Source organism: Rhodoferax sediminis, from assembly GCF_006970865.1.
Taxonomy (GTDB): Bacteria; Pseudomonadota; Gammaproteobacteria; order Burkholderiales; family Burkholderiaceae_C; genus Rhodoferax_A; species Rhodoferax_A sediminis.
The window spans coordinates 2,094,681-2,121,312 of record NZ_CP035503.1; the positions used below are offsets into that span (position 1 = coordinate 2,094,681).

Annotated in this window: 22 protein-coding genes and 1 tRNA gene; 12 read left to right on the forward strand and 11 right to left on the reverse strand. The window is 63.5% G+C overall.

The window, feature by feature from the left end; genetic code table 11:
• The first annotated feature begins 31 nt into the window (after positions 1 to 31).
• Complete coding sequence (hrpA, locus tag EUB48_RS10105; RefSeq protein ID WP_142818779.1) at positions 32 to 4,174, forward strand: ATP-dependent RNA helicase HrpA; 4,143 nt, start codon at positions 32 to 34, stop codon at positions 4,172 to 4,174.
• Here hrpA and EUB48_RS10110 read toward each other — a convergent pair whose 3' ends face one another.
• The 6 genes from EUB48_RS10110 to lptF all read right to left on the reverse strand — a co-directional run bounded on the left by EUB48_RS10110 (position 4,175) and on the right by lptF (position 9,339).
• Positions 4,175 to 4,333: a DUF3309 family protein gene (locus EUB48_RS10110; RefSeq protein ID WP_142818781.1), complete on the reverse strand. Its 159-nt coding sequence runs from the start codon at positions 4,331 to 4,333 to the stop codon at positions 4,175 to 4,177. It lies immediately after the preceding gene.
• Positions 4,334 to 4,422: 89 nt separating this feature from the next.
• A complete protein-coding gene (locus tag EUB48_RS10115) occupies positions 4,423 to 5,598 on the reverse strand; it encodes a pyridoxal phosphate-dependent aminotransferase (protein WP_142818784.1) in 1,176 nt (391 codons plus the stop codon).
• Between the two features lie 125 nt (positions 5,599 to 5,723).
• On the reverse strand, positions 5,724 to 6,677 hold the full coding sequence (locus EUB48_RS10120) for a CysB family HTH-type transcriptional regulator (protein WP_142818786.1): 954 nt from the start codon (positions 6,675 to 6,677) through the stop codon (positions 5,724 to 5,726).
• Between the two features lie 54 nt (positions 6,678 to 6,731).
• Positions 6,732 to 7,097: a sirohydrochlorin chelatase gene (locus tag EUB48_RS10125; RefSeq protein WP_142818788.1), complete on the reverse strand. Its 366-nt coding sequence runs from the start codon at positions 7,095 to 7,097 to the stop codon at positions 6,732 to 6,734.
• Between the two features lie 2 nt (positions 7,098 to 7,099).
• Positions 7,100 to 8,221 carry an LPS export ABC transporter permease LptG gene (gene lptG / locus EUB48_RS10130; protein WP_142818790.1) on the reverse strand — a complete coding sequence of 374 codons (1,122 nt, stop codon included), beginning with the start codon at positions 8,219 to 8,221 and terminating at the stop codon, positions 7,100 to 7,102.
• Positions 8,218 to 9,339: an LPS export ABC transporter permease LptF gene (lptF, locus tag EUB48_RS10135; protein WP_142818793.1), complete on the reverse strand. Its 1,122-nt coding sequence runs from the start codon at positions 9,337 to 9,339 to the stop codon at positions 8,218 to 8,220. The genes lptG and lptF overlap by 4 nt, the downstream gene beginning before the upstream one ends.
• A 23-nt stretch (positions 9,340 to 9,362) precedes the next feature.
• On the opposite strand from lptF, the gene EUB48_RS10140 reads away from it, so the two are divergent.
• From EUB48_RS10140 to EUB48_RS10155, 4 genes are all read left to right on the forward strand, one after another.
• On the forward strand, positions 9,363 to 10,874 hold the full coding sequence (locus EUB48_RS10140; RefSeq protein ID WP_142818795.1) for a leucyl aminopeptidase: 1,512 nt from the start codon (positions 9,363 to 9,365) through the stop codon (positions 10,872 to 10,874).
• A gap of 7 nt (positions 10,875 to 10,881) precedes the next feature.
• Complete coding sequence (locus EUB48_RS10145; protein WP_142818797.1) at positions 10,882 to 11,316, forward strand: DNA polymerase III subunit chi; 435 nt, start codon at positions 10,882 to 10,884, stop codon at positions 11,314 to 11,316.
• Positions 11,316 to 11,726: a hypothetical protein gene (locus tag EUB48_RS10150; protein WP_244618397.1), complete on the forward strand. Its 411-nt coding sequence runs from the start codon at positions 11,316 to 11,318 to the stop codon at positions 11,724 to 11,726. The genes EUB48_RS10145 and EUB48_RS10150 overlap by 1 nt, the downstream gene beginning before the upstream one ends.
• Positions 11,727 to 11,833: 107 nt before the next feature.
• Complete coding sequence (locus EUB48_RS10155; protein ID WP_142818800.1) at positions 11,834 to 12,967, forward strand: branched-chain amino acid ABC transporter substrate-binding protein; 1,134 nt, start codon at positions 11,834 to 11,836, stop codon at positions 12,965 to 12,967.
• A gap of 53 nt (positions 12,968 to 13,020) precedes the next feature.
• Here EUB48_RS10155 and EUB48_RS10160 read toward each other — a convergent pair.
• The 3 genes from EUB48_RS10160 to EUB48_RS10170 all read right to left on the reverse strand — a co-directional run bounded on the left by EUB48_RS10160 (position 13,021) and on the right by EUB48_RS10170 (position 14,610).
• Positions 13,021 to 13,110: transfer RNA gene (locus EUB48_RS10160), tRNA-Ser, on the reverse strand.
• Positions 13,111 to 13,173: 63 nt separating this feature from the next.
• Complete coding sequence (locus EUB48_RS10165) at positions 13,174 to 14,088, reverse strand: SPFH domain-containing protein (RefSeq protein WP_142818802.1); 915 nt, start codon at positions 14,086 to 14,088, stop codon at positions 13,174 to 13,176.
• A gap of 96 nt (positions 14,089 to 14,184) precedes the next feature.
• Positions 14,185 to 14,610 carry an NfeD family protein gene (locus tag EUB48_RS10170; RefSeq protein WP_142818804.1) on the reverse strand — a complete coding sequence of 142 codons (426 nt, stop codon included), beginning with the start codon at positions 14,608 to 14,610 and terminating at the stop codon, positions 14,185 to 14,187.
• Positions 14,611 to 14,750: 140 nt separating this feature from the next.
• Between EUB48_RS10170 and EUB48_RS10175 the strand changes: the two genes are divergently transcribed.
• Positions 14,751 to 17,027: an arginine/lysine/ornithine decarboxylase gene (locus tag EUB48_RS10175; RefSeq protein ID WP_142818806.1), complete on the forward strand. Its 2,277-nt coding sequence runs from the start codon at positions 14,751 to 14,753 to the stop codon at positions 17,025 to 17,027.
• 24 nt (positions 17,028 to 17,051) lie between these two features.
• Here the strand turns inward: EUB48_RS10175 and EUB48_RS10180 are convergent, their stop codons facing one another.
• On the reverse strand, positions 17,052 to 17,921 hold the full coding sequence (locus EUB48_RS10180; RefSeq protein ID WP_142818808.1) for a DNA ligase: 870 nt from the start codon (positions 17,919 to 17,921) through the stop codon (positions 17,052 to 17,054).
• An 87-nt stretch (positions 17,922 to 18,008) separates the two neighbouring features.
• Positions 18,009 to 18,797: an enoyl-ACP reductase FabI gene (gene fabI / locus EUB48_RS10185; RefSeq protein WP_142821193.1), complete on the reverse strand. Its 789-nt coding sequence runs from the start codon at positions 18,795 to 18,797 to the stop codon at positions 18,009 to 18,011.
• Positions 18,798 to 18,831: 34 nt separating this feature from the next.
• Here fabI and EUB48_RS10190 point away from each other — a divergent pair, with 34 nt between their 5' ends.
• The 6 genes from EUB48_RS10190 (at position 18,832) to nusA (ending at position 26,616) form a co-directional block, all read left to right on the forward strand.
• Entirely contained in the window at positions 18,832 to 20,619 is a 1,788-nt protein-coding gene (locus EUB48_RS10190) for an extracellular solute-binding protein (RefSeq protein ID WP_142818810.1), read from the forward strand.
• A complete protein-coding gene (locus EUB48_RS10195) occupies positions 20,619 to 21,650 on the forward strand; it encodes a microcin C ABC transporter permease YejB (protein ID WP_142821194.1) in 1,032 nt (343 codons plus the stop codon). Before EUB48_RS10190 ends, EUB48_RS10195 begins: the two co-directional genes overlap by 1 nt.
• Positions 21,634 to 22,692, forward strand: coding sequence for an ABC transporter permease (locus EUB48_RS10200; protein ID WP_274595968.1), 1,059 nt, complete (start codon positions 21,634 to 21,636; stop codon positions 22,690 to 22,692). Before EUB48_RS10195 ends, EUB48_RS10200 begins: the two co-directional genes overlap by 17 nt.
• Positions 22,689 to 24,371, forward strand: a complete 1,683-nt coding sequence (locus tag EUB48_RS10205; protein WP_142818814.1) for an ABC transporter ATP-binding protein — start codon at positions 22,689 to 22,691, stop codon at positions 24,369 to 24,371. The genes EUB48_RS10200 and EUB48_RS10205 overlap by 4 nt, the downstream gene beginning before the upstream one ends.
• 146 nt (positions 24,372 to 24,517) lie before the next feature.
• Positions 24,518 to 25,105 (forward strand): ribosome maturation factor RimP, encoded by a 588-nt coding sequence (rimP, locus tag EUB48_RS10210; protein WP_142818816.1) that lies wholly within the window; start codon positions 24,518 to 24,520, stop codon positions 25,103 to 25,105.
• A 23-nt stretch (positions 25,106 to 25,128) separates the two neighbouring features.
• Positions 25,129 to 26,616, forward strand: a complete 1,488-nt coding sequence (gene nusA / locus EUB48_RS10215; protein ID WP_142818818.1) for a transcription termination factor NusA — start codon at positions 25,129 to 25,131, stop codon at positions 26,614 to 26,616.
• Positions 26,617 to 26,632 lie beyond the last annotated feature (16 nt).

The following is a 26,632-nucleotide window of genomic DNA, read 5'->3' on the forward strand; positions in this document are numbered from 1 at the left end:
ATAATCCGTAATTCTCTACGAAGTTGCCGCCTTGTCAGTCCAGTCTCCCCAATCCCTGCTCAAAATCGAGTTTCCCGAAGCGCTGCCGGTGTCCGCCAAACGCGAGGACATCATGGCCGCCCTGGCGGCGAACCAGGTCATCATCGTCTGCGGCGAAACGGGCTCCGGCAAAACCACCCAGCTGCCCAAGATCGCGCTGGCGATGGGGCGCGGCAAGCTTAACGATCCACAAGGCGGCAAGCTGATAGGCCACACCCAGCCGCGCCGGATCGCCGCCAGCAGCGTTGCCAAACGCATTGCCGAGGAGCTCAAGACGCCGCTGGGCGAGGTGGTGGGCTTCAAGGTGCGGTTCCAGGACCGCGTAGGCCGCGATGCCTCGGTCAAGCTGATGACCGACGGCATTTTGCTGGCCGAGACGCAGACCGATCCGCTGCTCAAGGCCTATGACACCCTGATCATCGACGAGGCGCACGAGCGCAGCCTGAACATCGACTTTTTGCTCGGCTACCTGCGTGAAATTTTGCCGCGCCGACCCGATTTGAAGGTGGTCGTAACGTCGGCCACGATTGACGCCCAACGCTTTGCGGATCACTTTGCGTCGAGCAAAGGCCCCGCGCCGGTCATCATGGTGTCCGGGCGCATGTTCCCGGTCGAGCAGCGCTGGCGGCCGTTCGAGGAATCGCGCGACTACGGCTTGAACGAGGCGATTGCCGACGCCGTGGACGAACTGTGGAGCGGCCGTCCAGCGCCGGGCCGCCCCAAGCCGGACACGACCCCTGGCCCAAGCAAAGCGCAGGGCGCCGCTGCGCTTGGGGGCAGCGACGACGCGCAGCGCGGAGCGTGGGGGCCGAGTCTCGGCGCCGGCGACATCCTGGTGTTCCTGCCCGGCGAGCGTGAAATACGCGAGGCCGCAGACCATCTACGCAAGCACTTGAGCCATCAGCCCGTGTTTCGCGATGCCGAGGTGTTGCCGCTGTTCGCGCGCCTGTCGCAGGCCGAACAGGACCGGATTTTTGACCGCCACGGTAGCCGGCGCATCGTGCTTGCGACCAACGTGGCCGAGACCTCGCTCACGGTGCCCGGCATCAATTACGTCATAGACGCAGGAACGGCGCGCGTGAAGCGCTACAGTTTTCGTAGCAAGGTGGAGCAGTTGCTGGTCGAGCCGATCAGCCAGGCGGCCGCGAATCAGCGCGCCGGGCGCTGCGGCCGCGTGGCCAATGGCATCTGCATTCGCCTGTACGACCAGCAAGACTTTGATGGCCGCCCCCGGTTCACCGACCCCGAGATTCTGCGCAGCTCGCTGGCCGGCGTGATCCTGCGCATGAAGTCGCTGCACCTGGGCGTGGTGGAGGACTTTCCATTCATCGAACGGCCGCAAGGCCGTGCCATTGCCGACGGCTACCAGTTGCTGGCCGAACTGGGCGCGGTGGACGACGCGAACGAGCTCACCGCCATGGGCCAGGAGCTGGCCCGGCTGCCGCTGGACCCGCGCGTGGGCCGCATGATCCTGGAGGCGCGTTCACGCCACGCGCTCGACGAGGTGCTGGTGATTGCCTCGGCGCTGTCGGTGCAGGATGTGCGCGACCGGCCCATGGAGGCGCAGGCCGCGGCCGACCAGGCGCACGCGAAGTTTGATGATGGCAAGAGCGAGTTCAGCGGCTACCTCAAGCTCTGGAAATGGCTGGAAAGCGCCCGCGGCGGTCCACCGCCCTCTCGTCATCCCCGCGCAGGCGGGGATCCATCCCCGCAAGCCGCGGTGCGCGGGCAACCGGCAGGCAAGCATGCGACCGCGGATTCCCGCCTGCGCGGGGATGACAGTGCACCGGCGCACCGCCTGTCAAATCGCCAGTACGAACAACTGTTGCGGCAAAACTTCATCAACATTCGCCGCGTGCGCGAGTGGCGCGACATCTACAGCCAGCTGCACACCGTCGTGGCCGAGCACAAGTGGCAACTCAACACGCAGCCCGCCAGCTACGAGCAGCTGCATTTGTCTACGCTGGCCGGTCTGCTCGGCAACGTCGGCTGCAAGCTCGAGGACGAAGAGGTGTACCTGGGCGCGCGCGGCATCAAGTTCTACCGCCACCCCGGCGCGCACATGGGCAAGAAACCGGGCCGCTGGATCGTGGTGGCCGAACTGGTGGAAACCACGCGCCTGTTTGGCCGCGGCATTGCCAACATCGAGCCGCTGTGGATCGAGCAGGTGGCAGGCCATCTGCTCAAGAAGCAGATGCTCGACCCGCACTGGGAAAAGAAGGCCGCGCAGGTCACGGCGCTGGAGCGCGCCACGCTCTATGGGCTGGCGGTGTACAACGGGCGGCGCGTCAACTTTGGCCGGGTCGACCCGGTAGCGGCGCGCGAGATCTTCATTCGCGAAGCGCTGGTGGCGGGCAACTGGGACACCGGGCTGCCGTTCCTCGCGGCCAACCTCAAGCTGATCAGCCAAGTGCAGGACCTCGAACACAAGGCGCGCCGCCAGGACGTGCTGGTGGACGAAGAGCTGATCTACGCCTTTTACGACCAGCAACTGCCGGCCGATATCTGCAGCGGCGCCGGCTGCGAGAGCTGGTACAAGGACGAAGCCCGGCGGCAGCCCCAACTGTTGCTGCTGACCCGCGAGGAGCTGATGCGCCACGAGGCCGCCGGCATCACCACGCAGGCTTTTCCCAAGACCTTGCGCCTCGGCGGCGTGGATTGCATGGCGACCTACCTGCACGAGCCCGGCGATGCCCGGGACGGCGTGACCGTGGACGTGCCGCTGTTCGCGCTGAACCAGGTGAACGAGGAGCGCTGCGAGTGGCTGGTGCCCGGCATGCTGCGGGACAAGGTGCAGGCGCTGATCAAGACGCTGCACCAGCGAGCGCGCTCGCGCCTGGTCCCGCTGCCCGAGACCGCGACGCGCATGGCCGAGGCGTTGAACCAGCCGCAGGTGTTCGGCGCAGGCTCGCTGGTGGACGCGGTGCAGAGGCTGGTGCGCGATGCGACGTCACTGGACATCAAGCGCGCCGACATGAAGCTCGACATGCTGCCGCCCCATTTGTTCATGAACTTTCGTGTGCTGGACGAGCATGGCCGGCAGCTGGGCACCGGGCGTAACCTGGGGGCGCTCAAGGGCGAGTTGGGGTCGCAGGCGCGCGGCGCGTTCCAGGCGCTGGCCGGCCTCAGAAGCCGGATTGCGCCGGTGGCATTCGGCGCTGAGAAAAATGGCAACTCGCCCACTGATTCAGCATCAAATAGGCCTGTAGCCCATACGAGTAAAGGACGGCCTGCTCCAGAAAATATAGCATCCAAGACAGTGAAGCGCTACACCCAGTGGAGTTTTGGCGAGTTACCCGAGCTGATGGAAATCCGCAAGGGATCGCAAACGCTGGTCGGCTTTCCGGCGCTGATCGACCTGGGCGATGCGGTCACGATCGAGGTGTTTGACGAACCTGATGTGGCCGCCGCCAAACACTGCGCCGGCTTGCGGCGGCTGTTCTCGCTGCAGATCCGCGACGCGCTCAAATACCTCGAAAAGAATCTGCCCGACCTGCAAAAGATGGCGACGCAGTTCATGCTGGTGGGCCGCACGCTAGAGAACTCGGGCGGCGGCACACTGGAAGAGCTGCGCCAGCAAATCATCGAGGTGGCGCTGGACCGCGCCTTCCTGCTGGAGCCGCTGCCGACCCATGAGGCCGAGTTCACCAAGCGGGTGGAGGACGGGCGCGGGCGCCTGACGCTGATTGCCAATGAGGTGGCACGGCTTGCCGGCGGCATCCTGGCCGAATTCGCGGTGGCGCAGCGCAAAATCAAGGACACAAAAAACGCCACCGAGGCCGCGCTGGACGCCGCGCAGCAGTTGCAGCGACTGATGCCCAAACGCTTCCTGGCCGTCACGCCCTACGGGCAGCTGCAGCACTTTGCGCGCTACCTCAAGGCCATCACGCTGCGGCTGGAGAAGTGGCGCGCCGACCCGGCCCGCGATGCGGCCCGTCTGGCTGAACTGCGGCCGCAGGAGCAGCGCTACTGGCGCCTGGTGGCCGAGCGCAAAGGCGTGATCGACGCCCGCATGCAGGAGTTTCGCTGGCTGCTGGAAGAGCTGCGCGTGAGCTTCTTTGCCCAGGAACTGCGCACGCCGCAGCCGGTGAGTATCAAGCGGCTGGACAAGCTGTGGATTCAGCTCAACAGCTGACTAGATGCGTCCCATCAGCAGCAGCACCACGATCACGAGCACGACGAGGCCAATACCGCCGCTCGGGCCGTAGCCCCAATTCCGGCTGTGGCCCCAGGTCGGCAGGGCGCCCACCAGAATAAGAACGAGAATAATCAGGACGATGAGAGACAGAGACATGAAAGCACCCTTTGTTATGTGCATTCATTCTTGCCCGCACCGCAATGAAATCAAGCAGGACGGGAGCGCGTTCCGCCGTCAGGCGGCGCCTACAGTTTCGCCAGCCGCTCCAGAGCCAGATTCAGCGTCTCGTCCTTCTTGGCAAAGCAAAAGCGCACCACGCGCTGATCGAACCCGTTGCCGTAGAAGGCGGACAGCGGAATGGCCGCCACGCCGATCTCGGTGGTGAGCCACTTGCAGAATTCGGCCTCATTCAGGTCGCTCACGGCCGAGATATCGACGCACTGGAAGTAGCTGCCCTCGCTGGGCAGCAGCTTGAACCTGGTGCGTGCCAAGCCTTCGCGGAACAGGTCGCGTTTGCGCTGGTAGAAGGCGGGTAGCTCCAGGTAAGGCTTGGGATCGGCCATGTAGGCCGCCAGCCCGTATTGCACCGGCGTGTTGACGGTGAACACGGTGAACTGGTGCACCTTGCGGAACTCGGCGGTGAGTGGCGCGGGCGCCGCCACGGTGCCCACCTTCCATCCTGTGACGTGGTAGGTCTTGCCGAAGCTGGAGATGATGAAGGCGCGTGCCGCCAGGCCGGGAAAGCGCGCCACGCTGTGATGTTCGGCCGGCGCGTACACCATGTGCTCGTACACCTCGTCGCTGATCAGGAGCACGTCGGTTGGCGCCAGGATCTCCTGCAACTTGAGCATGTCGTCCCGCGTCCAGACGGTCGCGCTTGGATTGTGCGGCGAATTGATCAGGATGGCGCGGGTTTTGGTGTTGATGGCGGCGGCGATCTTGTCAAAGTCGGGGCGCAGCGTGCCGGGCGTCAGGGGCACGCGTACTACGGTGCCACCGGCCAGCTCGATGTTGGGCACGTAGCTGTCGTAGCAGGGCTCCAGCACGATGACTTCGTCGCCGGGATGCACCACGGCCAGGATGGCGGTGATGATGGCCTGCGTGGCGCCGGCCGTGACGGTGATCTCGCTGGCCGCATCGTAGTCACGGCCGTTGTGGGGGCCATGCAGGGTCCTGATTTTTGCCGCGACTGCCTCGCGCAACACCGGCACGCCCGGCATCGGCGGGTACTGATTCAGGCCGCGCGTCATGGCATCGGTGACGGCATGCACCAGCCTGGGATCGCAATCGAAATCCGGAAAACCCTGCCCGAGGTTGACCGCGCCTCTAGCCGCGGCCAGGCCCGACATGACGGTGAAGATGGTGGTGCCGACGGCGGGCAATTTGGTCTGAACGAGCGGAGTGCGTACGGTCGTGATCATGGGTAGATGCAGCAGGCAATGAAAGAGGGCGGGGTTGTTGACAGGGCTATCGCAGAACCGGCTTTGCCGGGCTGCTGGCAGCGCCCCCTTGAGGGGGAGGCGGCCGCAGGCCGCTTCGGGGGGAGTTAAAGCTCATAATCATTCACATGGCCGGTCATGGCCCTGGCAATGAGGTTGCGATCGAGGCGGTCGCTCAGCAACTCGGCAAACTTGAAAACGAAATCGCGCAGATAGGCGCTGCGCTTGAAGGCGACGCGCGCCACATTCTGCCCAAACAGCTGCCCGACGGGGCGCACCACCAGGTCGGCATCGGTGCCGCTGCTGGAGACGTCGCGCACCGCCATTTCAGCCACGATGCCGATGCCCAGACCGAGCCGCACATAGGTCTTGATCACGTCGGAGTCGATCGCCTCGAGCGCAATGCGTGGCTGCAATTTACGCTGGGCAAAAGCGTGATCGATACGGGTGCGCCCGGTGAATGACGGGTGGTAGGTGATCAGGGGCTCTTGCGCGATGTCCTCGAGCGTCAGGCGCTCCTTCTTGGCCAGTGCATGGCCGGCGGGCAGGACCACGACGTGCTGCCATTCGTAGCAGGGCAGGGTGATCAGGTCGGGGTAGTCCGCCAGCGACTCGGTGGCGACGCCGATCTCGGCCACTTCATCGATCAGCATCCTGGCCACCTCGGCGGGTGTGCCCTGGTGCAGGCTGATGTTGACCTTGGGATAGACCTCGCGCAGCTTGGCCACCGGCACCGGCAGCACATAGCGGGCCTGCGTGTGGGTGGTGGCAATGCTGAGCGTGCCGCTGTCTTCGGCGCTGAACTGCTCGCCGATGCGCTTGAGGTTGCCCACCTCGCGCATGATGACCTCGATGCTCCTGAGTACATGCTGGCCCGGCTCGGTGATGCGTTTCAGGCGCTTGCCATGGCGCGCAAAGATCTCAATGCCAAGTTCTTCCTCCAGCTCGATGATGGCCTTGGACACGCCGGGCTGCGAGGTATGAAGGGCCTTGGCCGCTTCGGTCAGGTTCAGGTTGCGCCGCGCGGCCTCCTGGACGAAGCGGAATTGATGTAGATTCATAACGAATTTCAACTAACAATGAAATTTATTATGCCGCAAAGATCTATCAAATCATCAGGAAAGTGCGATTTGGGCCATCAATTCAATCATCCGGGCGTCCTCGCCGATGGCGGGCTGCAACGTCAGCCGAATCTGCGGATACCGGACTTTGAGTTCCGCGACCAGGCGCGGCAGGTCGTCCCGCACGTGCTGGCCGATCCCCAGAAACATCGGCACCACGCGGATCGAGCCGGCACCTCGCTCCAATAGTTGCGCCGTGGCGGCGGCCAGGTCGGGCTCGGTCAGCTCCAGATAGGCGCACGCCACCAGCACCTGCGCATCGTGCTCGCGCATGTGCGCCGCCACGCGCTCGATGGGCTGGCGCCACAGCGGATCGCGCGACCCATGCGCAAGCAGCACGATGCCTCTGACGGTGACCATGACTACCTTCGCAGCACCAGCCAGCCGAAGGCCCCCAGCGACAATACCGAGTAGATCAGTCCCGGTGCCGCGGCGGCAAGCCAGGGCCGCCAGTTCTGCAGGTTGCCGAAGTGGCCAAACAGGTTGTTCAGCAGGAAAAAGCTGATGCCGGTCATGACGCCGATGAAAACGTAGGTCGAGATGCCGCCGGCCCGAAAGTGCAGGTAGGCGAAGGGCAGGGCCAGCACGACCATGACCAGGCAACTCAGGGGGTAGAACACTTTTTTCCAGAACTCGATCTCGTAGCGCTGCGACGACTGCCCATTGGCCTCAAGGTGGCGCATGTACTGGAACAGGTCCACGGTGCGCATGCGCTCGGGCTGCAGCAACGCCACCGACACCATCTCGGACGTGATGGTGCTGGGCCAGCGCAGGGAGGGTGCAACACTGCGGGTCACGCTGTCCGGTTTTGCCGACGTTCCCGCATCCAGCTGGGTATTGAAATCTGTCCTGGACACATCTGTCAGCAGCCAGGTGCCATCTTTGGCAAAACCGCCTTGCGCCGCCTGCACGACTGACAGGAGGCGGCCCTGGGCATCGAATTCCACTACCCGCACGCCGCGCATGCTGCCGTCGGGCAGCAGCGAGCGCACGTTGACCGAATAGGAGTCGTTGCCCTGCTTTTCTTTCAGCCAGGCCCCCGTTTGCCCGACGGTGATTTGCCCAAGGTAGCGCGAGCGCAGCAGCTGGCCCGCGCGGTCGGCTGCCGGGGCCACATAGTCGCCCACGGCAAACGTGAACAGCACGAACATCAGCCCCAGTCCCACCAGGATTTCCAGCGCGCGCCACGGACCCAGGCCGCTGGTGCGCAGGATCGTGAACTCGGAGCTTTGGGCCATGCGGGCCATGACAAAGATCGTGCCGATGAGCACGGTGATCGGCAGCAGGTCGTACAGGCGGCTGGGAGACTCCAGCAGCACCACGACCAGCGCGTATTTCAAGGGGTAGCCACCGGCCACACCCTGATTCACCGAGCGCAACTCGTCGACAAAGTCAAAAAAGAAAAACAGGGCCAGAAACCCCAGCGTGACAAACGTGACCGAGGCCAGCACGTCGGCGTGGACCATGCGCCGCACCGTTCTCACGTCGTGCTCCCCACCGGCTTCGTGCCCCGGCGCTCGCGGCGGCGCAATGCGGCGCGCAGGGTCCAGTTGTTGTGGCGCTTGAGCAGCCACAGCCAGGCGAGCACAAAGGTGCCGCCATGCGCGGCCAGCATCATGCCGCCGAAGGTTGTTTTGCCGTCACCAATCCAGCTTTGCCCCAGGTTGAGCAGGTTGTAGTACGCGACAAAGGCGAAAAAGGCAAAAGCCAGGTTGCCATTGCGGCCCATGCGCGGATTCACGCTGGAGACGCCCAGCCCGATGAGCACAAAATTGACGGCGGCCAGGGCCAGCCCGAAGCGAAAGGAGAGCTCCCCCAGATAGTCGGGGGTGGGCTTGCGCATGAGCGTGGCGGTGGACAGGGTCTTGGGCGGCGCTGCTTCCTGCACCCCCAAAACTTTCTCGCCAATGCGAATGCCGTACTCCTCGAACTCGCTCAGCGTGATGTCGGGCTTGGTGGTCTCGCTCTCCAGACGCTGGCCGTGTTCAAGGATCAGGAAACGGTCATTGCCAATGTTGTCAATCCGCCCGCTGCGCGCCGATGTCACGGTCTGCTTGTTGTTTTCGGTGTCGGATATGAAGATGTTGCTGCCAGCCTTGCCGGCACCCGTGTTCTTGTCCACGAAGAACACCCGCCGGCCGCCCGCAGACTCCTGAAATTGCCCCGGCACCACGCGGTCGAGGTCACCGCGCGTTTCATAGTGGTCGCGCATGTCCTGGATTTGCTGGTTGGCCCAGGGCCAGACAAACACGGCAAGCAGCGCAATGACAATCAAGATCGGCAATGCAAAACGAAGCAATGGCGACAAAAACGACGCCAGCCCGCGCCCGCTGGCGAACCAGATTGCCATTTCGCTGTCGCGGTACATGCGCGACAGCGTGCTCACGATGGCGATGAACAGACTCAGCGTCAGGATGGTGGTCAGATGCCCCAGCACGGTGTAGCCCATGACCATCAGAACGTCTGCAGGGTTGACGCTTCCGCGCGAGGCCTGGCCCAGCGTACGAATCAGCATCATGGTCACGACAACGGTGGACAGCACCACCAGCGTCGCGCCAAAACTGCGCGCCAGCTCTTTGCGAATCGAGGAATGGAATAACATCGGTTTCAACGAAAAGCGCAATTATGAACTTTGAACTTAAAACTCTCGATCTGACAGGGGCGACCCTGGAAAAATGCGATGCCTTGATTGTTCTGGTCACGCAAACATTCACGCCCGGTAAGGACGCCCTGGGCAAACTGGTGGGCGAAGCCCTCAAGACTGGCGATCTGGAAACAAAGCCCGGCAAATTGCTGCAGCTCTATCGCTGCCCTGCAGTCGCCGCGCCACGGGCGGTGCTGGCGGGGGCGGGAGACGGCTCGGCCCGGCAGGTTCGGCTGGCGGTCCAGGCCGCCGTCGGTGCCATCAAGTCAGGGCCGGCCCGGCGCGTGAGTATCTGCTTTGTCGGCGCCACTGCCGAAGTATCGGGCGCTGCTGTGCGCGCCGCGGTGCTGGCGGCGGCCGACGCCAGCTACGTGTACACCAGCACCAAACCCAGTGCCGAAGGGCGGAAAGTGACGCGTGTGATGCTGGGCGTGCCGGATGCTGCGGCCGTGAAGACTGCATTCGAGCAGGCAGTAGCTGTGGTGGTGGGGGTCGAACTGACCAAGGAATGGGGCAACCGGCCGGCCAACCATGCCACGCCGACCCTGCTGGCGGATGCCGCCAAAGCCCTGGGCAAGCTGCCCAAAGTCAAATGCGAGGTGCTGGGTCCCAAGGAGGTCGCCAAGCTCGGCATGGGGGCGTTTATCGCCGTGGCCAAGGGGTCGGAGGAGCCGCTGCGCTTCATCGTCCTCAAGTACGAAGGTGCGGCCAAAGCGCAGGCGCCGGTGGTGCTGGTGGGCAAGGGCATTTCCTTCGACACCGGTGGCATCTCGATCAAGCAGGCGTCCGAGATGGACGAGATGAAGTTCGACATGTGTGGCGCGGCCAGCGTGCTGGGCGTGTTTCGCGCCCTGGCCGAACTCAAGCCCGCCCTCAACGTGGTGGGCCTGATTGCCTCGTGCGAGAACATGCCCGATGGCCGCGCCGTGAAACCGGGCGATGTGGTCACCAGCATGAGCGGGCAGACCATCGAAGTGCTGAACACCGACGCCGAAGGGCGCCTGGTGCTGTGCGATGCGCTAACCTACGCCGAACGCTTCAAACCCAGGGCCGTCATCGATATTGCCACGCTGACGGGAGCCTGCATTGTGGCGCTGGGCAATGTACGCAGCGGCCTGTTTTCGTCCGACGAGGCGCTGGCGGCCGCGCTGCTGGCCGCCGGCGAGAACGCCCTCGACCCGTGCTGGCGCTTGCCGCTGGACGACGAGTACGCGGAGGGCCTGAAAACCAACTTTGCCGACGTCGCCAACGTGGCCGGGCGCGCCGGTGGCGCCATCACAGCGGCCAAATTCCTGCAGCGTTTCTCCGGCAAGTTTGCCTGGGCGCATCTGGATATCGCCGGTACCGCCTGGAAGGGCGGGGCCGTCAAGGGCGCGACGGCCCGGCCCGTGGGTCTGCTGCTGGCCTACCTGCTGGATCAAGCAGTAAAAGAGGCCGTGGCCCCCGTCAAATCTGCCCGATCAGCTCCTAAAAAAGTAGCGAAATCGGATTGACCGGCCGATGACCGAAGTTGCCTTCCACTTCAACACACCCGATAAGGTGGCCTATGCCTGCCGGCTTTTGCGCAAGGCGGTGAGCAGCGGGGCCAAGGTCGTGGTGACGGCCGGGGCCAACGATCTGCAGATGCTGGATGTGGCGCTGTGGACTTTTGCGCCCCTTGAATTCGTGCCGCATTGCCGGGCTTCAGCCAACGCAGCGGTGCTGGCGGCATCGCCCGTGATGCTGACGGACGCGGTACCTGCCGCGCCGCATCAGCAGGTTCTGGTCAACTTGGGAGAACAGGTGCCGGACGGGTTCGAGCGCTTCGAGCGGTTGATCGAAATCGTTGGCCTGCAGGACGATGATCGCCTGCAGGCCCGCAGCCGCTGGAAGCACTACGCCGACCGCGGCTATGCCATCACCCGTCACGACCTTGCAGCCAGGAGCAGCAGCTGATGTCCGGCGCCGCCCGAACCCCGCCGCGCTACGTCCCGACGCTGACCGAGATCGTGACCCCGGCGGAGCAGCCAGCGCCACAGTGGGCTGGGGACGCCATGGCGCTTTTAGATGAGGCGGCCGAACCCGAATTGTTCAGTTCCATGCAGGAGCAGATGGTTCACCGGGTCATGCTGCGTGTGGACGTGTTGGTCCAACAGCGATTGCTCGAGGCCATCGCCGCGGTGGTGCAGCAGCACACCAAGTCCCTGGAGCCGCTCCTTCGCGAAGAGATCGAAGAGGTGCTGCGGCAATCGGTGTCCGAGGCGATCGCCGAGGAGTTGGCCATTGGCAACCCCCGGCCGGATTGTGACAGTGTGCAATCGATGTTGCGGCGACAAAACGGCAGGCACAGGGTAAACCCGTCATGACCATGGACCTAGCGTGTTCCCTCTGTTGCGGGCACCAAAATTGCGATATGTTCGCGGCCGTTGAGTTATAAATTCTCATCTCAACTTTTTTCAACTTGGAGTCTTTTATGCAAATGAAACTGAAATTGACCGTAGCCGCTGCCGTTGCAGCGATGGCGGGCCTGAGCTTCGCGCAGGATGTGCAAGTCGTGAAAATCGGCTCTGTCGCGCCGATGTCCGGCCCCCAAGCCCACTACGGCAAGGACAATGCGAACGGCGTGCTGATGGCGGTGGAAGACCTGAACAAGGAAAACCTGGTGATCGGCGGCAAGAAGATCAAGTTCGAAGCCCAGGTCGAAGACGACGCTGCCGATCCCAAGCAGGGTACCGCCGTGGCACAAAAGCTGTGCGACAGCAAGGTCGCCGGCGTGGTGGGTCACCTGAACTCGGGCACGACCATTCCCGCGTCCAAAATCTACAGCGACTGCGGCATTCCGATGATCACCGGTGCGGCAACCAACCCCAGCTTGATGAAGCCGGGATACAAGACCTCGTTCCGCATCATCGCCAATGACAATGCCCTGGGTGCCGGCCTGGCGTTCTACGCCGCCGATACGCTCAAGCTGAAGAAAGTGGCGATCATCGACGACCGCACGGCCTATGGCCAGGGTGTTGCCGATGTGTTCAAGAAAACGGCTCTAGCCAAGGGCATGCAGGTGGTGGACGAGCAGTACACGACCGATAAAGCCACCGACTTCATGGCCATCCTGACCTCCATCAAGTCCAAGGCGCCTGATGCCATCTTCTACGGTGGCATGGACGCCCAAGCCGGCGCCATGCTGCGCCAAATGGATCAGTTGGGCATGTCCAACGTCAAGTACTTCGGCGGCGACGGCATCTGCACCACGGAAATCATCAAGATTGCCGCGGGCGCGAAGAGTCTGGACGGCGTCGTCTGCGCCGAGGGCGGTGCATCAATTGCCAAGATGCCTGGTGGTGAGGCCTGGAAGAAGCGCTACGACGCCAAGTACCCCGGCCAATTCCAGATCTACAGCCCGTACACCTACGATGCCACGTTCGTGCTGGCCGACGCCATGAAGCGTGCCAACTCGACGGACCCCAAGGTCTACCTGCCGCAGATTCTGAAAACCAACTTCAAGGGCGTGACCACCACGATCCAGTTTGAACCCAATGGAGAGCTGAAGAACCCCGCCATCACGCTGTCCGTTTACAAAGATGGCAAGAAAGTGGCTTTGAACTGACCGTTCAAGCGACCCCAAGAAAAAAAGCCACCGCGAGGTGGCTTTTTTGTTGCTGGCGGAGCAGGCGGGATTCGAACCCGCGGAGGGTTTTACCCCTCACACGCTTTCCAGGCGTGCGACTTAAACCGCTCATCCACCGCTCCAGTGGGCGTGATTGTATCAGCGCGGTGAGGCTTTCTTTGGGTAACGGCCGCGTTGCCTGCGGCCTATTGCGCCTTCTGCATCTGGATCATTTTCATGGCCGAGGTGATCAGTGCCGAAACCTCGGTCATATTGCTGGGAACGATCAAGGTGGTGCTGGACTCTGCCGCTACCTTGCTGTAGGCGTCCACCGCGCGTTCCGCCACCTTCAGCTGCACGGCCTGCTCGCCACCGGGCTGGCGGATGGCGTTCGCCACCACCTCGATGGCCCTGGCCGTGGCTTCGGCCACGGCCGTGATGGCACCGGCTTCGCCTTGCGCGTTGTTGATGGCGGCCTGTTTCTCACCCTCCGAGCGCGCGATGAAGGCCTCGCGTTCGCCGGTGGCAATATTGATCTGCTCCTGCCGGCGGCCCTCGGAGGCGGCAATCAGGGCGCGCTTTTCACGCTCCGCGGTGATTTGCTGCTGCATCGCATGCAGAATTTCTTTCGGCGGTGTCAGATCCTTGATTTCATAGCGCAGCACCTTCACGCCCCAGTTCAGCGCGGCTTCGTCGATCGCCTGCACCACCTGGGCGTTGATGATGTCACGCTCTTCGAAGGTCTTGTCCAGTTCAAGCTTGCCGATCACGGAGCGCAGCGAGGTTTGCGCCAGCTGCGAGATGGCCAGGATGTAGTTGGATGAGCCGTAGCTGGCGCGCATGGCGTCGGTCACCTGAAAGTACAGGATGCCGTCCACCTGCAACTGCGTGTTGTCGCGCGTGATGCAGACCTGGCTGGCAATATCCAGCGGAATTTCCTTCAGCACATGCTTGTAGGCCACCCGGTCGACAAAAGGCACCAGGAAATTCAGTCCTGGCGTGAGCGTGCCGTGGTACTTGCCCAGGCGCTCGATCACCCAGGCATGCTGTTGCGGCACGACCTTGATCGAGCGCGTGATGAAGATGACGGCGATGACAAAGATGACGATGGCGATTTCCATATTTTTCCCCTTGATGAGTTGATTGTTCGTTGATGGATGATGGATCCGCTCAGAGCAGGGCCTGCCGCGACGCGGCACGCCCTGTTCCACAGAGACTCAGATTTTGTCGACCAGCAGGCGGCTGCCAATCACTTCGGCCACGCGGTGTAGTCCGCTGGAGGGCGGATTGCCGGGGCGGTGCACGACGGTCCAGTTGGCGCCGCGGTATTTCACCGTGGCCGTGCCGTCGGGATTCCAGGATTCGACGTTGACTGTTTCGCCAATGTCCAGATTGACATCGCGGTTGGTGCTGGCGGATGCGGCGGCGGGGTGTCGGCCCCGAATGAAATACCAGGCTACGACGGCGCCGCCGCCGACCACGGCGGCCACCAGCAGTTGCGTGATAGTGCTGGCGCCCAGTTGCGCCGCCACAGCGGCCGCGGCCAGCCCGATGGCGAGCATCAGCAGGTAAAAGGTGCCCGTCGTCAGCTCGACGACGATCGCAACGCCCGCGAGCAGCCACCAGATGGTTGATTCAGCCATGTTTCCTGCTTCTCCATTGTGTTGCCTGAGCCACATTTTGAGGCCAAAGGCTGCTTCGCAAGAGCGCGGGCACTTTAATTCCTTACACTTCGCGCTGGCTGGTTTTTTTCTGTTCCCCATTCACCGGCACCGAGGCCTGCATGAAATTTCGCTTTCCCATTGTCATCATCGATGAAGACTTCCGCTCCGAGAACACCTCGGGTCTGGGCATTCGCGCCCTGGCGCAAGCCATCGAGAGCGAGGGCTTCGACGTGCTGGGCGTGACCGGCTACGGCGACCTGAGCCAGTTTGCCCAGCAGCAAAGCCGCGCCAGTGCGTTCATTTTGTCGATTGACGACGAGGAGTTCACGCCCGGTCCGGACCTGGACCCGGCGGTGCTGAACCTGCGCTCGTTCATCGAGGAAGTGCGGCGCAAGAATCTCGACGTGCCGATTTATGTGTACGGCGAGACGAAGACCTCGCGCCACATTCCCAACGACATCCTGCGCGAACTGCACGGCTTCATCCACATGTTCGAGGACACGCCCGAGTTCGTGGCGCGCCACATCATCCGCGAGGCCAAGAGCTACCTGGAGGGCGTGCAGCCGCCGTTCTTCAAGGCGCTGCTCGACTACGCCGAGGACGGCTCCTACTCCTGGCATTGCCCGGGCCACTCGGGGGGCGTGGCCTTCCTGAAGAGTCCGGTGGGGCAGATGTACCACCAGTTTTATGGCGAGAACATGCTGCGCGCCGACGTCTGCAACGCAGTCGAGGAATTGGGCCAGTTGCTGGACCACGACGGCGCGATTGGCGAGAGCGAGCGCAACGCCGCGCGCATCTTCAACGCCGACCACTGCTTCTTCGTCACCAACGGCACCAGCACCTCGAACAAGATGGTGTGGCACCACACCGTGGCGCCCGGCGACGTGGTGGTGGTGGACCGCAACTGCCACAAGTCCATCCTGCACGCCATCATCATGACGGGCGCGATCCCCGTGTTCATGAAGCCCACGCGCAACCACTTCGGCATCATCGGCCCGATTCCGCAAAGCGAGTTCGAGCCGGCCTCGATCCGCGCCAAGATCCGCGCCAATCCGTTGCTCAAAGGCGTCGATGCGAGCAAGGTCAAGCCACGCGTGCTGGCCCTGACGCAGTCGACCTACGACGGCGTGCTCTACAACACCGAGACCATCAAGAAAATGCTCGACGGCTACGTGGAGAACCTGCACTTCGACGAGGCCTGGCTGCCGCACGCAGCGTTTCACCCGTTCTACGGCACCTACCACGCCATGGGAAAGAAGCGGGCGCGGCCGAAGAACTCGGTGGTGTACGCGACCCAGTCGATCCACAAGCTGCTGGCGGGCATCAGCCAGGCCAGCCAGGTGCTGGTGCAGGACTCGCAGAACGTCAAGCTGGACCGGCATCTGTTCAACGAGGCGTATCTGATGCACACCTCGACCTCGCCGCAGTACAGCATCATTGCCAGCTGCGACGTGGCCGCCGCCATGATGGAGCCCCCCGGCGGCACGGCGCTGGTGGAGGAGAGCATTGCCGAGGCACTGGACTTTCGCCGCGCCATGCGCAAGATTGCCGAAGAGTACGGCGGCGACTGGTGGTTCAAGGTCTGGGGGCCCGACAAGCTGGTGGAAGAAGGCATCGGCCGCGCCGACGACTGGATCATCAAGGGCGAGTCGAAGAAGGCCAAGGCCGGCGTCAACTGGCACGGCTTTGGCAAGATGGCCACGGGCTTCAACATGCTGGACCCGATCAAGTCCACCATCGTCACGCCGGGGATGGACCTGAACGGCAAGTTTGCCAAGACCGGCATTCCGGCCAGCGTCGTGACCAAGTTCCTCGCCGAGCATGGTGTGGTGGTCGAGAAGACCGGGCTCTACAGCTTTTTCATCATGTTCACCATCGGCATCACCAAGGGCCGCTGGAACAGCATGCTGACCGCGCTGCAGCAGTTCAAGGACGACTACGACAAGAACCAGCCGATGTGGCGCATCCTGCCGGAGTTCTGCCAGAAGTACCCGAAATACGAAAAAATGGGCCTGGCCAACCTGTGCCAGCATTTGCACGCGCTGTACGCCAGGTACGACATTGCGCGGCTCACCACCGACATGTATCTGAGCGACCTGACCCCCGCGATGAAGCCCAGCGACGCCTATGCCCACATCGCGCTGCGCAAGACCGAACGCGTGGAGATCGACCAGCTGGAAGGGCGCATCACCGTCGGCCTGGTCACGCCGTACCCGCCGGGCATCCCGCTGTTGATCCCGGGCGAAGTCTTCAACAAGAAGATCGTGGACTACCTGAAGTTCTCACGCGAATTCAACGCGCAATGTCCGGGCTTCGAGACCGATATTCACGGCCTGGTCGAAGAAGAGGATGCCGACGGCAAGAAGCACTACTTCGCCGACTGCGTGCAGGAATAACCCGGCGGCAATCGTCAACCTGTCTCAGGACGGCATGTCCTCGCGCACGCGCAAGAAGCTGGCGAAGCGGGGAAGACCGCTGTCGTTCAGCCCCCTGAAGCGGTAAGTCACCCAGCTGCCCAGCGTGGGCGGGTTCCTGCGCTGTTCGTCGCTGAACCCCGTACCGAGCTTGAAGCGCCGGACGGGGTGGCCTTCCGCTGCCGGCGCCTCCACCAGCAGCGCGCCCAGCAGGCCTGCGTATTTGCCCTTGCCGGGGATGTGCGCGATGACCCGGGCTTCGGCGTCCTCATGGGTTTTGACCTTGAGCAGATCGTCGTTGCGTTGCGCCCGGTACAGCGATGCGCCGCGGTGCAGCATCAGTCCTTCGCCACCCAGCCTCACCGTTTTCATCAGCATGACCTGCAACGCCTGGTGGGTGGCGACACGGCTTTGCGCGACCGGCTGGACCCAGGGCACCGCCATCGTAGCGAGCAGCCGGTTCAGCACCGGGATGCGCTCGGTGAACGGGCCGCCCTGCGCGGGCAGGTCGAACACCATGAAGCGCATGCCACGCCAGGCGGCATCAATGGGTATTTGCTGGCGCACCGTGGAGACTGCCTTGGTGAATTGCCCGCGCCCGGCCCACAGCTCGCCGTCGAGCGGGGTGGCCGGCCAGCCGGCGGTGAACCACGCCGGCGCATTGACGCGCTCGCCGCCCCGCGTCAGCAGTTGTTTGCCATCCCAGTAACCGCGCACGCCGTCGTACTTCTCGCTCACCCAATAGTCCGCCAGCGGCACGCCGGGGTGGTAGACGTTGGCCAGCATCAACGGCGAGTTGGCCCCGGCGGTGGCCCAGGTCCATGGGCTGCCCGCGGCGCCCAATACCAGTAGCGCGAGCAGGTGTCTGCGGCGCATGCTTACGTCAGGCGGTTGCTATCAAAATGGAAGCTGGCAGCCAATATTGGATAAGGGCTGCAGTACGATTTCATCGTCAACCCGGTGTCACACGTTGTCGCGCGAGATACCCGCGGTGTGGCTGAAGCCACCGTCCACATAGGTGATCTCCGCGGTGACGCCGCTGGCCAGATCGCTGAGCAGGAAGGCCGCGACATTGCCCACGTCCTCGATGGTGACGTTGCGGCGCAGCGGCGAGGCCGACGCCACCATGCCAAGGAGCTTGCCGAAGTCCTTGATGCCGCTGGCCGCCAGCGTCTTGATCGGGCCGGCGCTGATGCCGTTGACGCGCATGCCGCGCGGGCCGAACGACTCGGCCAGGTAGCGCACCGAAGCTTCCAGAGAGGCCTTGGCCAGGCCCATGGTGTTGTAGTTGGGCACGGCGCGCAGCGCGCCGAGGTAGGTCATGGTCAGCAGGGCCGATTTGTCGTTGAGGTAGGGCAGAGCTGCCTTGGCCATCGCGGGGAAGCTGTAGGCGCTGATGTCGTGGGCGATCCTGAAGGATTCGCGATTCAGTCCCTCGAGGAAGTCGCCGGCAATGGCCTCGCGCGGCGCGAACCCGATGCTATGGACGAAGCCGTCGAATTTGGGCCAGGTTTGCGCCAGGTCAGCGAACAGTTTTTCAATTTGCGCGTCGTCGCCGACGTCGCAGTCGAACACCAGCTTCGAGTCGAAGTCGCCGGCGAATTCGGCGATGCGGTCCTTGAAACGCTCGCCCACATAGCTGAAGGCCAGCTCGGCTCCCTGCGCATGGCAGGCCTTGGCGACGCCGTAGGCGATCGAGCGATTCGACAGAACGCCCGTGATCAGCAGTTTTTTGCCGTTGAGAAAACCCATGATGCGTAACTCCTTGTTCGTGCAGAATTGTCGCATGCGAGGTCTGCTGTTTTGTCTGATGCTGCTGAGCGCCACGGCCTCGTGGGCGAGCCACGCCCTGTCCATCTGGGGCGATGTGCAGTACCGGGCCGGCTTCCCCTATTTCGACGATGTCAACCCCGACGCGCCCAAGGGCGGCGAAATGGTGCTGGTCTCGGACCAGCGCAGCTCCACGTTCGACAAATACAACCCGTTCTCGCTCAGGGGTTCCGCGCCGGCCTACATCGATACCTTGATGTTCGACACCTTGCTGACGGGCTCGCCCAGCGAGTTCGGCGTGGGTTACTGCCTGCTGGCGCAGGACGTCGAGCTCGCGCCCGACCGCATGTCGGTAGTGTTCAAGCTCAACCCGTCAGCGCGCTTCAACAACGGAGATCCGGTGACGGCTGCCGATGTGAAATATTCCTTCGACTCCCTCACCGGCAAGTACGCGGCGCCGCAGTACCGCTCGCTGTTTGCCGACGTCAAATCGCCGCAAGTCCTGGATGCGGGCACCATCCGCTTCGAGTTCAAGCGCTTCAACCGCGAACTGCCCCTGACCGTCGGCGGTCTGCCCGTGTTCTCGCACAAATGGGGCGCCGGCAAGCCGTTCGACCAGATCACGACCGAGCCGCCGATTGCCAGCGGCCCCTACAAGATTGGCCCGGTGGTGTTCGGGCGCGATATCACCTATGTGCGCGACCCCACCTACTGGGCGCGCGAGCTGAATGTGCGCCGCGGCCAGTACAACTTCGACCGCATCACGGTCAAGATCTACCGCGACAACACGGCCAAGCTGGAAGCCTTCAAGGCCGGCGAGTTCGACCTGATCCAGGAGTTCATTTCGCGCGACTGGGTGCGCGCCTACACCGGCAAGCGCTTCGACAGCGGCGAACTCGTCAAGCGCCTGCTGCCCGATAATTCGCCGCATGGCTTCCAGGTGCATGTGTTCAACCTGCGCCGTCCGAAGTTCCAGGACATCCGGGTGCGCAAGGCGATCAACCTGGCCTTTGATTTCGAGTGGATGAACCGCCAGCTCTTCTACGGCCTGTACAACCGGCTCAAAGGCTATTTCGGCGGCAGCGAGTACGAGGCGCTGGGCACGCCCGGTGCGGATGAACTGGCCCTGCTGGAGCCCTTCAAGAACCAGCTGCCCCCGGCAGTGTTCGGCCCCGTCGCCTACCCGCCCAGCACCGACCCGCCGCGCAGCCTGCGCGGCAACCTGCGCGAGGCCAAGGCGTTGCTGCACGAGGCCGGCTGGGACTATCGCGACGGCGCCCTGCGCAACGCCCAGGGCGAGGCCTTTGTCATCGACTACGTGGACAGCAACGAGAGCGGCATCCGGACCATTGCGCCGTGGATGCGCAACCTGGAAAAACTGGGCATCCAACTCAATTTCCGCGCGGTGGACTTCTCCATCTACCAGCAGCGCCTTCGCACCTTCGACTTCGACATGACCGGCATCCGCATGGCCGGCATCACCGTGCCTGGCAACGAGATGTTCGATCTGTTCGGCTCCAGGGCGGCCAAGATCGAGGAAAGCAACAACCTGTGGGGCCTCCAGAGTCCGGTGGTCGACGCCCTGCTCGAAAAGATGGTCACGGCCCAGAGGCGCAGCGACGCCGACGCCGCCGGCAAGGCGCTCGATCGCGTGCTGATCCACGGCTGGTACTCCGTGCCGCAATGGTATTCGGCAAGCTACCGCGTCGCCTATGATTCGCGCAAATTCGTGCAGCCGTCCAGGCTGCCGAAATACTTCACGCCCGAAGCCTGGGCCATGAGCACCTGGTGGGCGAAACCCTGATGTTCAGCTACATCCTCAAACGCCTGCTGCTGATGATTCCCACCTTGCTGGGCGTGCTGCTGATCACCTTCACCGTGATCCAGTTCGTGCCCGGCGGGCCGGTGCAGCAGTACCTGGTCGAGGCCAAGGGGCGCACTGCCTTTGGCGGCGACGCGGGCAATGCGATGGGCTACCGCGGTGCGCAGGGCGTGGAAAAGCAGCGGCTCGAAGAGATCAAGGCGCTCTACGGCTTTGACAAGCCGGTGCCCGAGCGCTTCGTGCGCATGCTGGGCCAGTTCGCGCGGTTTGACCTGGGGAAGAGTTTTTTTCAGCACAAGGACGTGTGGCAACTGATCAGGGAAAAATTGCCCGTGTCCATCAGCATCGGCCTGTGGACGTTCTTCCTGAGCTATCTGATCTCGGTGCCCCTGGGCATTGCCAAGGCGGTGCGCGCGGGGTCACGGTTTGATACGCTGACCAGCCTGGTCGTGCTGGTGGGCTACGCCATTCCGGGCTTTGTGCTCGGCGTGGCACTGCTGGTAATTTTTGGCGGCCAGCTGCAGTGGTTTCCACTGCGCGGGCTGACCTCGAGCAACTGGGACACCCTGAGCTGGGGCGCCAAGGTGACGGACTACCTCTGGCATATCGCGCTGCCTATCACGGCCAGCGTGGTGGGTTCTTTTGCGGTGATCACCATGCTGACCAAGAATACGTTCCTCGAGGAAATTCGCAAGCAGTACGTGCTGACGGCGCGCGCCAAGGGGCTGTCCGAGCGCCGCGTGCTCTGGAAGCACGTGCTGCGCAACGCGCTGATTCCCCTGGTCACCGGTTTCCCCGCCGCTTTCATTGGCGCGTTCTTTACGGGCTCGCTGCTGATCGAAACCCTGTTCTCGCTCGACGGGCTGGGCCTGCTCTCGTATGAGTCCGTGATCCGCCGCGACTATCCGGTGGTGCTCGGAACGCTGTACCTGTTCACGCTGATCGGCCTGGTCACAAAGCTGATCAGCGACCTTTGCTACGTTCTGGTGGATCCGCGTGTCAAGTTCGACTAACACCCCCGAAGCGGCTTTGCCAGTTTCGCCGGGGCGGCGCGCCTGGCTGCGCTTCAAGCGCAACCGCATGGGATTCTGGAGCCTCATCGTGTTTGGCGTGCTGCTAGCGATCAGCCTGTGCGCCGAACTGGTCAGCAACGACCGCCCGCTGCTGGCGCGCTACAACGGCCACTGGTATGCGCCGATCGTCCAGCAGCTGCCCGAAACTACCTTTGGCGGCGACTTCCCGACCCCGACCGACTATCTGGACCCGTTCATCCGGCAGCAGTTCGCCAAGCCGGGCAACTTCGTGTTGTTCGCGCCCAACCGTTACGGCGCCAGAACCCTGAACTACTACGCCAAGGCGCCCAATCCCGCGGCGCCTTCTGCCGATAACTGGCTGGGCACGGACGAGCGTGGACGCGATCTGCTGGCGCAGCTGATTTACGGCTTTCGGGTCTCCGCGCTGTTTGGCCTGGCCTTGATGTTCACGGGCACGGCGCTGGGCGTGCTCACGGGCGCCATCCAGGGGTTTTTTGCGGGCAAGACCGATTTGACGCTGCAGCGACTGATCGAGATCTGGAGCTCCATGCCCGACCTGTATCTGCTCATCATTTTCTCGTCGATCTTCCAGCCCAGCCTGGCCCTGCTGCTGATTCTGCTGAGCGCCTTTGGCTGGATGGGCCTGTCGGATTACGTGCGCGCCGAGTTTCTGCGCAATCGCCAGCTCGACTATGTGCGCGCCGCGCGCGCGCTGGGCCTGTCCAATTGGCAGATCATCCGGCGCCATGTGCTCCCCAACAGCATGACGCCGGTCGTCACCTTCCTGCCGTTTCGCATGAGCGCGGCCATCCTGGCGCTGACCTCGCTGGATTTTCTCGGGCTCGGCGTGCCGGCCGGCACGCCGTCGCTGGGCGAACTGCTGGCCCAGGGCAAGAACAATATCGACGCCTGGTGGATTTCGCTCTCCACCTTCAGCGTGCTGGTGGTCACCCTGTTGCTGCTGACCTTCATGGGCGACGCCCTGCGCGATGCCCTGGATCCGCGAAAGGCCGACAAATGAACGCCCCCACGCTCGGCACTGGCGTGTCCTCGCTGCCCCCCGAGGGGGCCTTCGCGGCTAGGGGCGGCCCGTCGCCGCCCACGACCTTGCTGGAGGTGAAAAACCTGCGCGTGGCCTTTGGCGGCAAGGAGGTGGTCTGCGGCATTGATTTCTCCATCGGGCCGGGCGAGAAGCTGGCGCTCGTGGGCGAATCGGGGTCGGGCAAGACCGTGTCCGCACTGAGCCTGCTGCGGCTGGCGCACGACGCACACGTCGAAGGACAGGCAATTTTCGACGGGCCGGCCGGCCCCACGGATCTGCTGTCCATTCCGGAGCGGCAGCTGCGCGGCATTCGCGGCCAGGACATTGCCATGATCTTCCAGGAGCCCATGACGGCGCTGAACCCGCTGTTCACCGTGGGCGATCAGATCATCGAGGTTCTTGAGCTAAAACAAGGTATAGCCCGCACGGAGTCTTCGCAAGCAGCTATCAAGTTGCTAGCTACCACCGGAATTGCCGAGCCGCAGCGCCGCGCGGGGGCTTATCCGCACCAGCTCTCGGGCGGGCAGCGCCAGCGCGCCATGATCGCGATGGCGCTGGCCTGCAAGCCCAAATTGCTGCTGGCCGACGAGCCCACCACCGCGCTCGACGTGACCGTGCGCGGCCAGATTCTGGATTTGCTCTCCGAGCTGCAAAAAGAATATGGCATGGCGGTGCTGATGATCACGCACGACCTGAACCTGGTGCGCCGATTTGCCGACCGCGTGGCGGTGATGGAGGCCGGCCATATCGTGGAGCACGGCCCTGTCGCCGACGTCTTTGCCAACCCGCGCCATGCCTACACCCGCAAGCTGATCGACAGCCGGCCCACGCGCGATGTGGCCGAGGTGCCGCCGGACCCGGCGCGCCCGCCCGTCATGCGGGCGTCTGGTCTGCAGGTCAGCTATCCCGTGCCGCTGCCGGGGCTGCGAGGCTGGTTCAAAAAGGGCGAATTCGTGGCGGTCAGGGGCGCTGATTTCAGCGTTCCGGCGGGGCAAACGCTGGGCGTGGTGGGGGAGTCCGGCTCGGGCAAATCCACGCTGGCGCTGGCAGCGCTGGGCCTGCTGCCGCACCAGGGCCAGCTGCAGGCGGCGGGCCACGCCTGGAGCCGCGATGCGGCGCGCAACAAGGCCATGCGCCGGGCCGTGCAGGTGGTGTTTCAGGATCCGTTTTCGTCGCTCTCGCCGCGCTTGACCGTCGAGGAAATCGTGGGCGAAGGCCTGCTCGTGCATGCACCCGAACTGGACGCGAACGGGCGCCGGCTGCGCGTGGCCCGGGCCCTGGCCGAAGTCGGCATGAGTGCAGACCAGTTTCCCGGCCTGCCGCAGCGCTATCCGCATGAGTTTTCGGGCGGGCAGCGCCAGCGCCTGGCGATTGCGCGCGCCCTGATCATCGGGCCGCAGTTGCTGGTGCTCGACGAGCCCACCAGCGCACTGGACGTGACCATCCAGAAGCAGGTGCTGCAGCTGCTGCAGCGCCTGCAGCGCGAGCACGCCTTGAGCTACCTGCTGATCACCCACGACGTGGACGTGATCCGCGCCATGGCGCACCGGGTGATCGTCATGAAGGACGGTGAGATCGTCGAATCCGGCACGGTCGAACAGGTTTTTGCTGCGCCGCAGCATGACTACACCCGGATTTTGGTCGCTGCAGCCACCTGAGCCGGGGCGAGGCCCTTACAAATCAAAGCACTTGCACTGGTTTTGCGCTACAATGTAAGGCTCACGACCAAACGGGCGGGTACCAACCGCCCGTTTTTTTTGGGCGACTGTTTTTGGTATGGTTTTAGGGAAGCAACAGAGGCGACGTGGCGTTACAGGAAATCGTTGAACAAACCGTGACCGGTTTCGGTTACGAGCTGGTGGAGATCGAGCGCTCCGCCGGGGGTTTGCTGCGCATCACGATTGACTTCCCGTGGACGCCGGGTGCGGAGCAGCAGTTCATCAACGTCGAAGACTGCGAGAAAGTCACGCGCCAGTTGCACTTTGCATTCGAAGTCGATGCGGTGGAATACAGGCGACTGGAGGTGTCCTCGCCCGGTATCGACCGTCCCTTGAAGCGTGAGCAGGATTTTGAGCGGTTTGCCGGCGAGGTGGTTGATATCACCCTGAAGGCACCCATCGGCAAGGACGTGGGCGCTGCGGCCGCCAACGCGGTCCATGCGAACCGGAAAAAGTTTCGCGGCACGCTGGAGCGGGCCCCGGCGGGCTGGCAAATCGTCTGGCGCGACGAGCCGGCGGTCAAGCCCGGGCAAAAGGTCAGCAGGAAGAGGGTGCCTGCGCCGCTGCAGGCCTTGGGTTTTACGCTGGACGAATTGCGCGAAGCGCGTCTGGCACCGATTGTTGATTTCAAGGGCCGCAAGGCCAGGGCCACCGCTGCCGGTGGCGAGATTTAAGTTCAAGACAGGAGATTCGTGACATGAATCGCGAAATGTTGATGCTGGTGGATGCCATCTCGCGCGAGAAGAACGTCGAGCGCGATGTGGTGTTTGGCGCGGTCGAAGCGGCCCTGGCGCAAGCCACCAAGAAGATTTATGCCGGCGCCGAAGTCGACATCCGTGTTTCGGTGGACCGCGACAGCGGCGACTACGAGACCTTTCGCCGCTGGCACGTCGTGCCCGACGAGGCGGGCCTGCAGCTGCCCGATGCGGAAATCCTGCTGTTCGAGGCCAAGGAGCAGATCCCCGACATCGAGGTCGACGACTACATCGAGGAGCCGGTCGAGTCGGTGCCCATCGGTCGCATTGGCGCCATGGCGGCCAAGCAGGTCATTCTGCAAAAAATCCGCGATGCCGAGCGCGAAATGCTGCTCAACGACTTCATGTCGCGTGGCGACAAGATTTTTGTCGGCACCGTCAAGCGCATGGACAAGGGCGACATCATCGTCGAGAGCGGGCGCGTCGAAGGCCGCCTGCGCCGCAGCGAGATGATCCCCAAAGAAAACCTGCGCTCGGGCGATCGGGTGCGCGCCATGATCATGGAAGTGGACCTGACCTTGCGCGGCGCGCCCATCATCCTGTCGCGCTCGGCCCCCGAGTTCATGATCGAGCTGTTCCGCCAGGAAGTGCCCGAGATCGAACAGGGTCTGCTGGAGATCAAGTCCTGCGCCCGCGACCCCGGCTCGCGCGCCAAGATTGCCGTGCTGTCGCACGACAAGCGGGTCGATCCGATCGGCACCTGCGTCGGCGTGCGCGGCACCCGTGTGAACGGCGTGACCAATGAGCTGGCCGGCGAGCGCGTCGACATCGTGCTGTGGAGCGAGGACCCGGCGCAGTTCGTGATTGGCGCGCTGGCCCCGGCCAATGTCTCGTCCATTGTGGTCGACGAAGAGCGCCACGCCATGGATGTGGTGGTGGACGAAGAAAACCTCGCGATTGCGATCGGCCGCGGCGGCCAGAACGTGCGCCTGGCGTCCGAACTGACCGGCTGGAAGATCAACATCATGGATGCGGCCGAATCGGCGCAGAAGCAGGCCAGCGAGACCGATACCAGCCGCAAGCTGTTCATGGAAAAACTCGATGTCGACGAAGAAATCGCCGACATCCTGATCCACGAAGGATTTACCAGCCTCGAAGAAGTGGCCTATGTGCCGCTGCAGGAGATGCTGGAAATCGAAAGCTTCGACGAAGACACCGTGACCGAACTGCGCACGCGCGCCAAGGATGCGCTGCTCACGATGGAAATCGCCAAGGAAGAAAACGATGGGGCCGTCTCGCAGGATCTGCAGGACCTCGAAGGCCTCACTCCCGAGCTGATCACCAGGCTGACCGAGGCCGGCGTCCATACCCGTGACGACCTGGCCGACCTCGCCGTCGATGAGCTCACCGATATCACCGGCCAGTCCGAGGACGAAGCCAAAACGTTGATCATGAAGGCGCGCGAGCATTGGTTCGCGGGCCAAGAGTAATGGTCATGGAGGCACG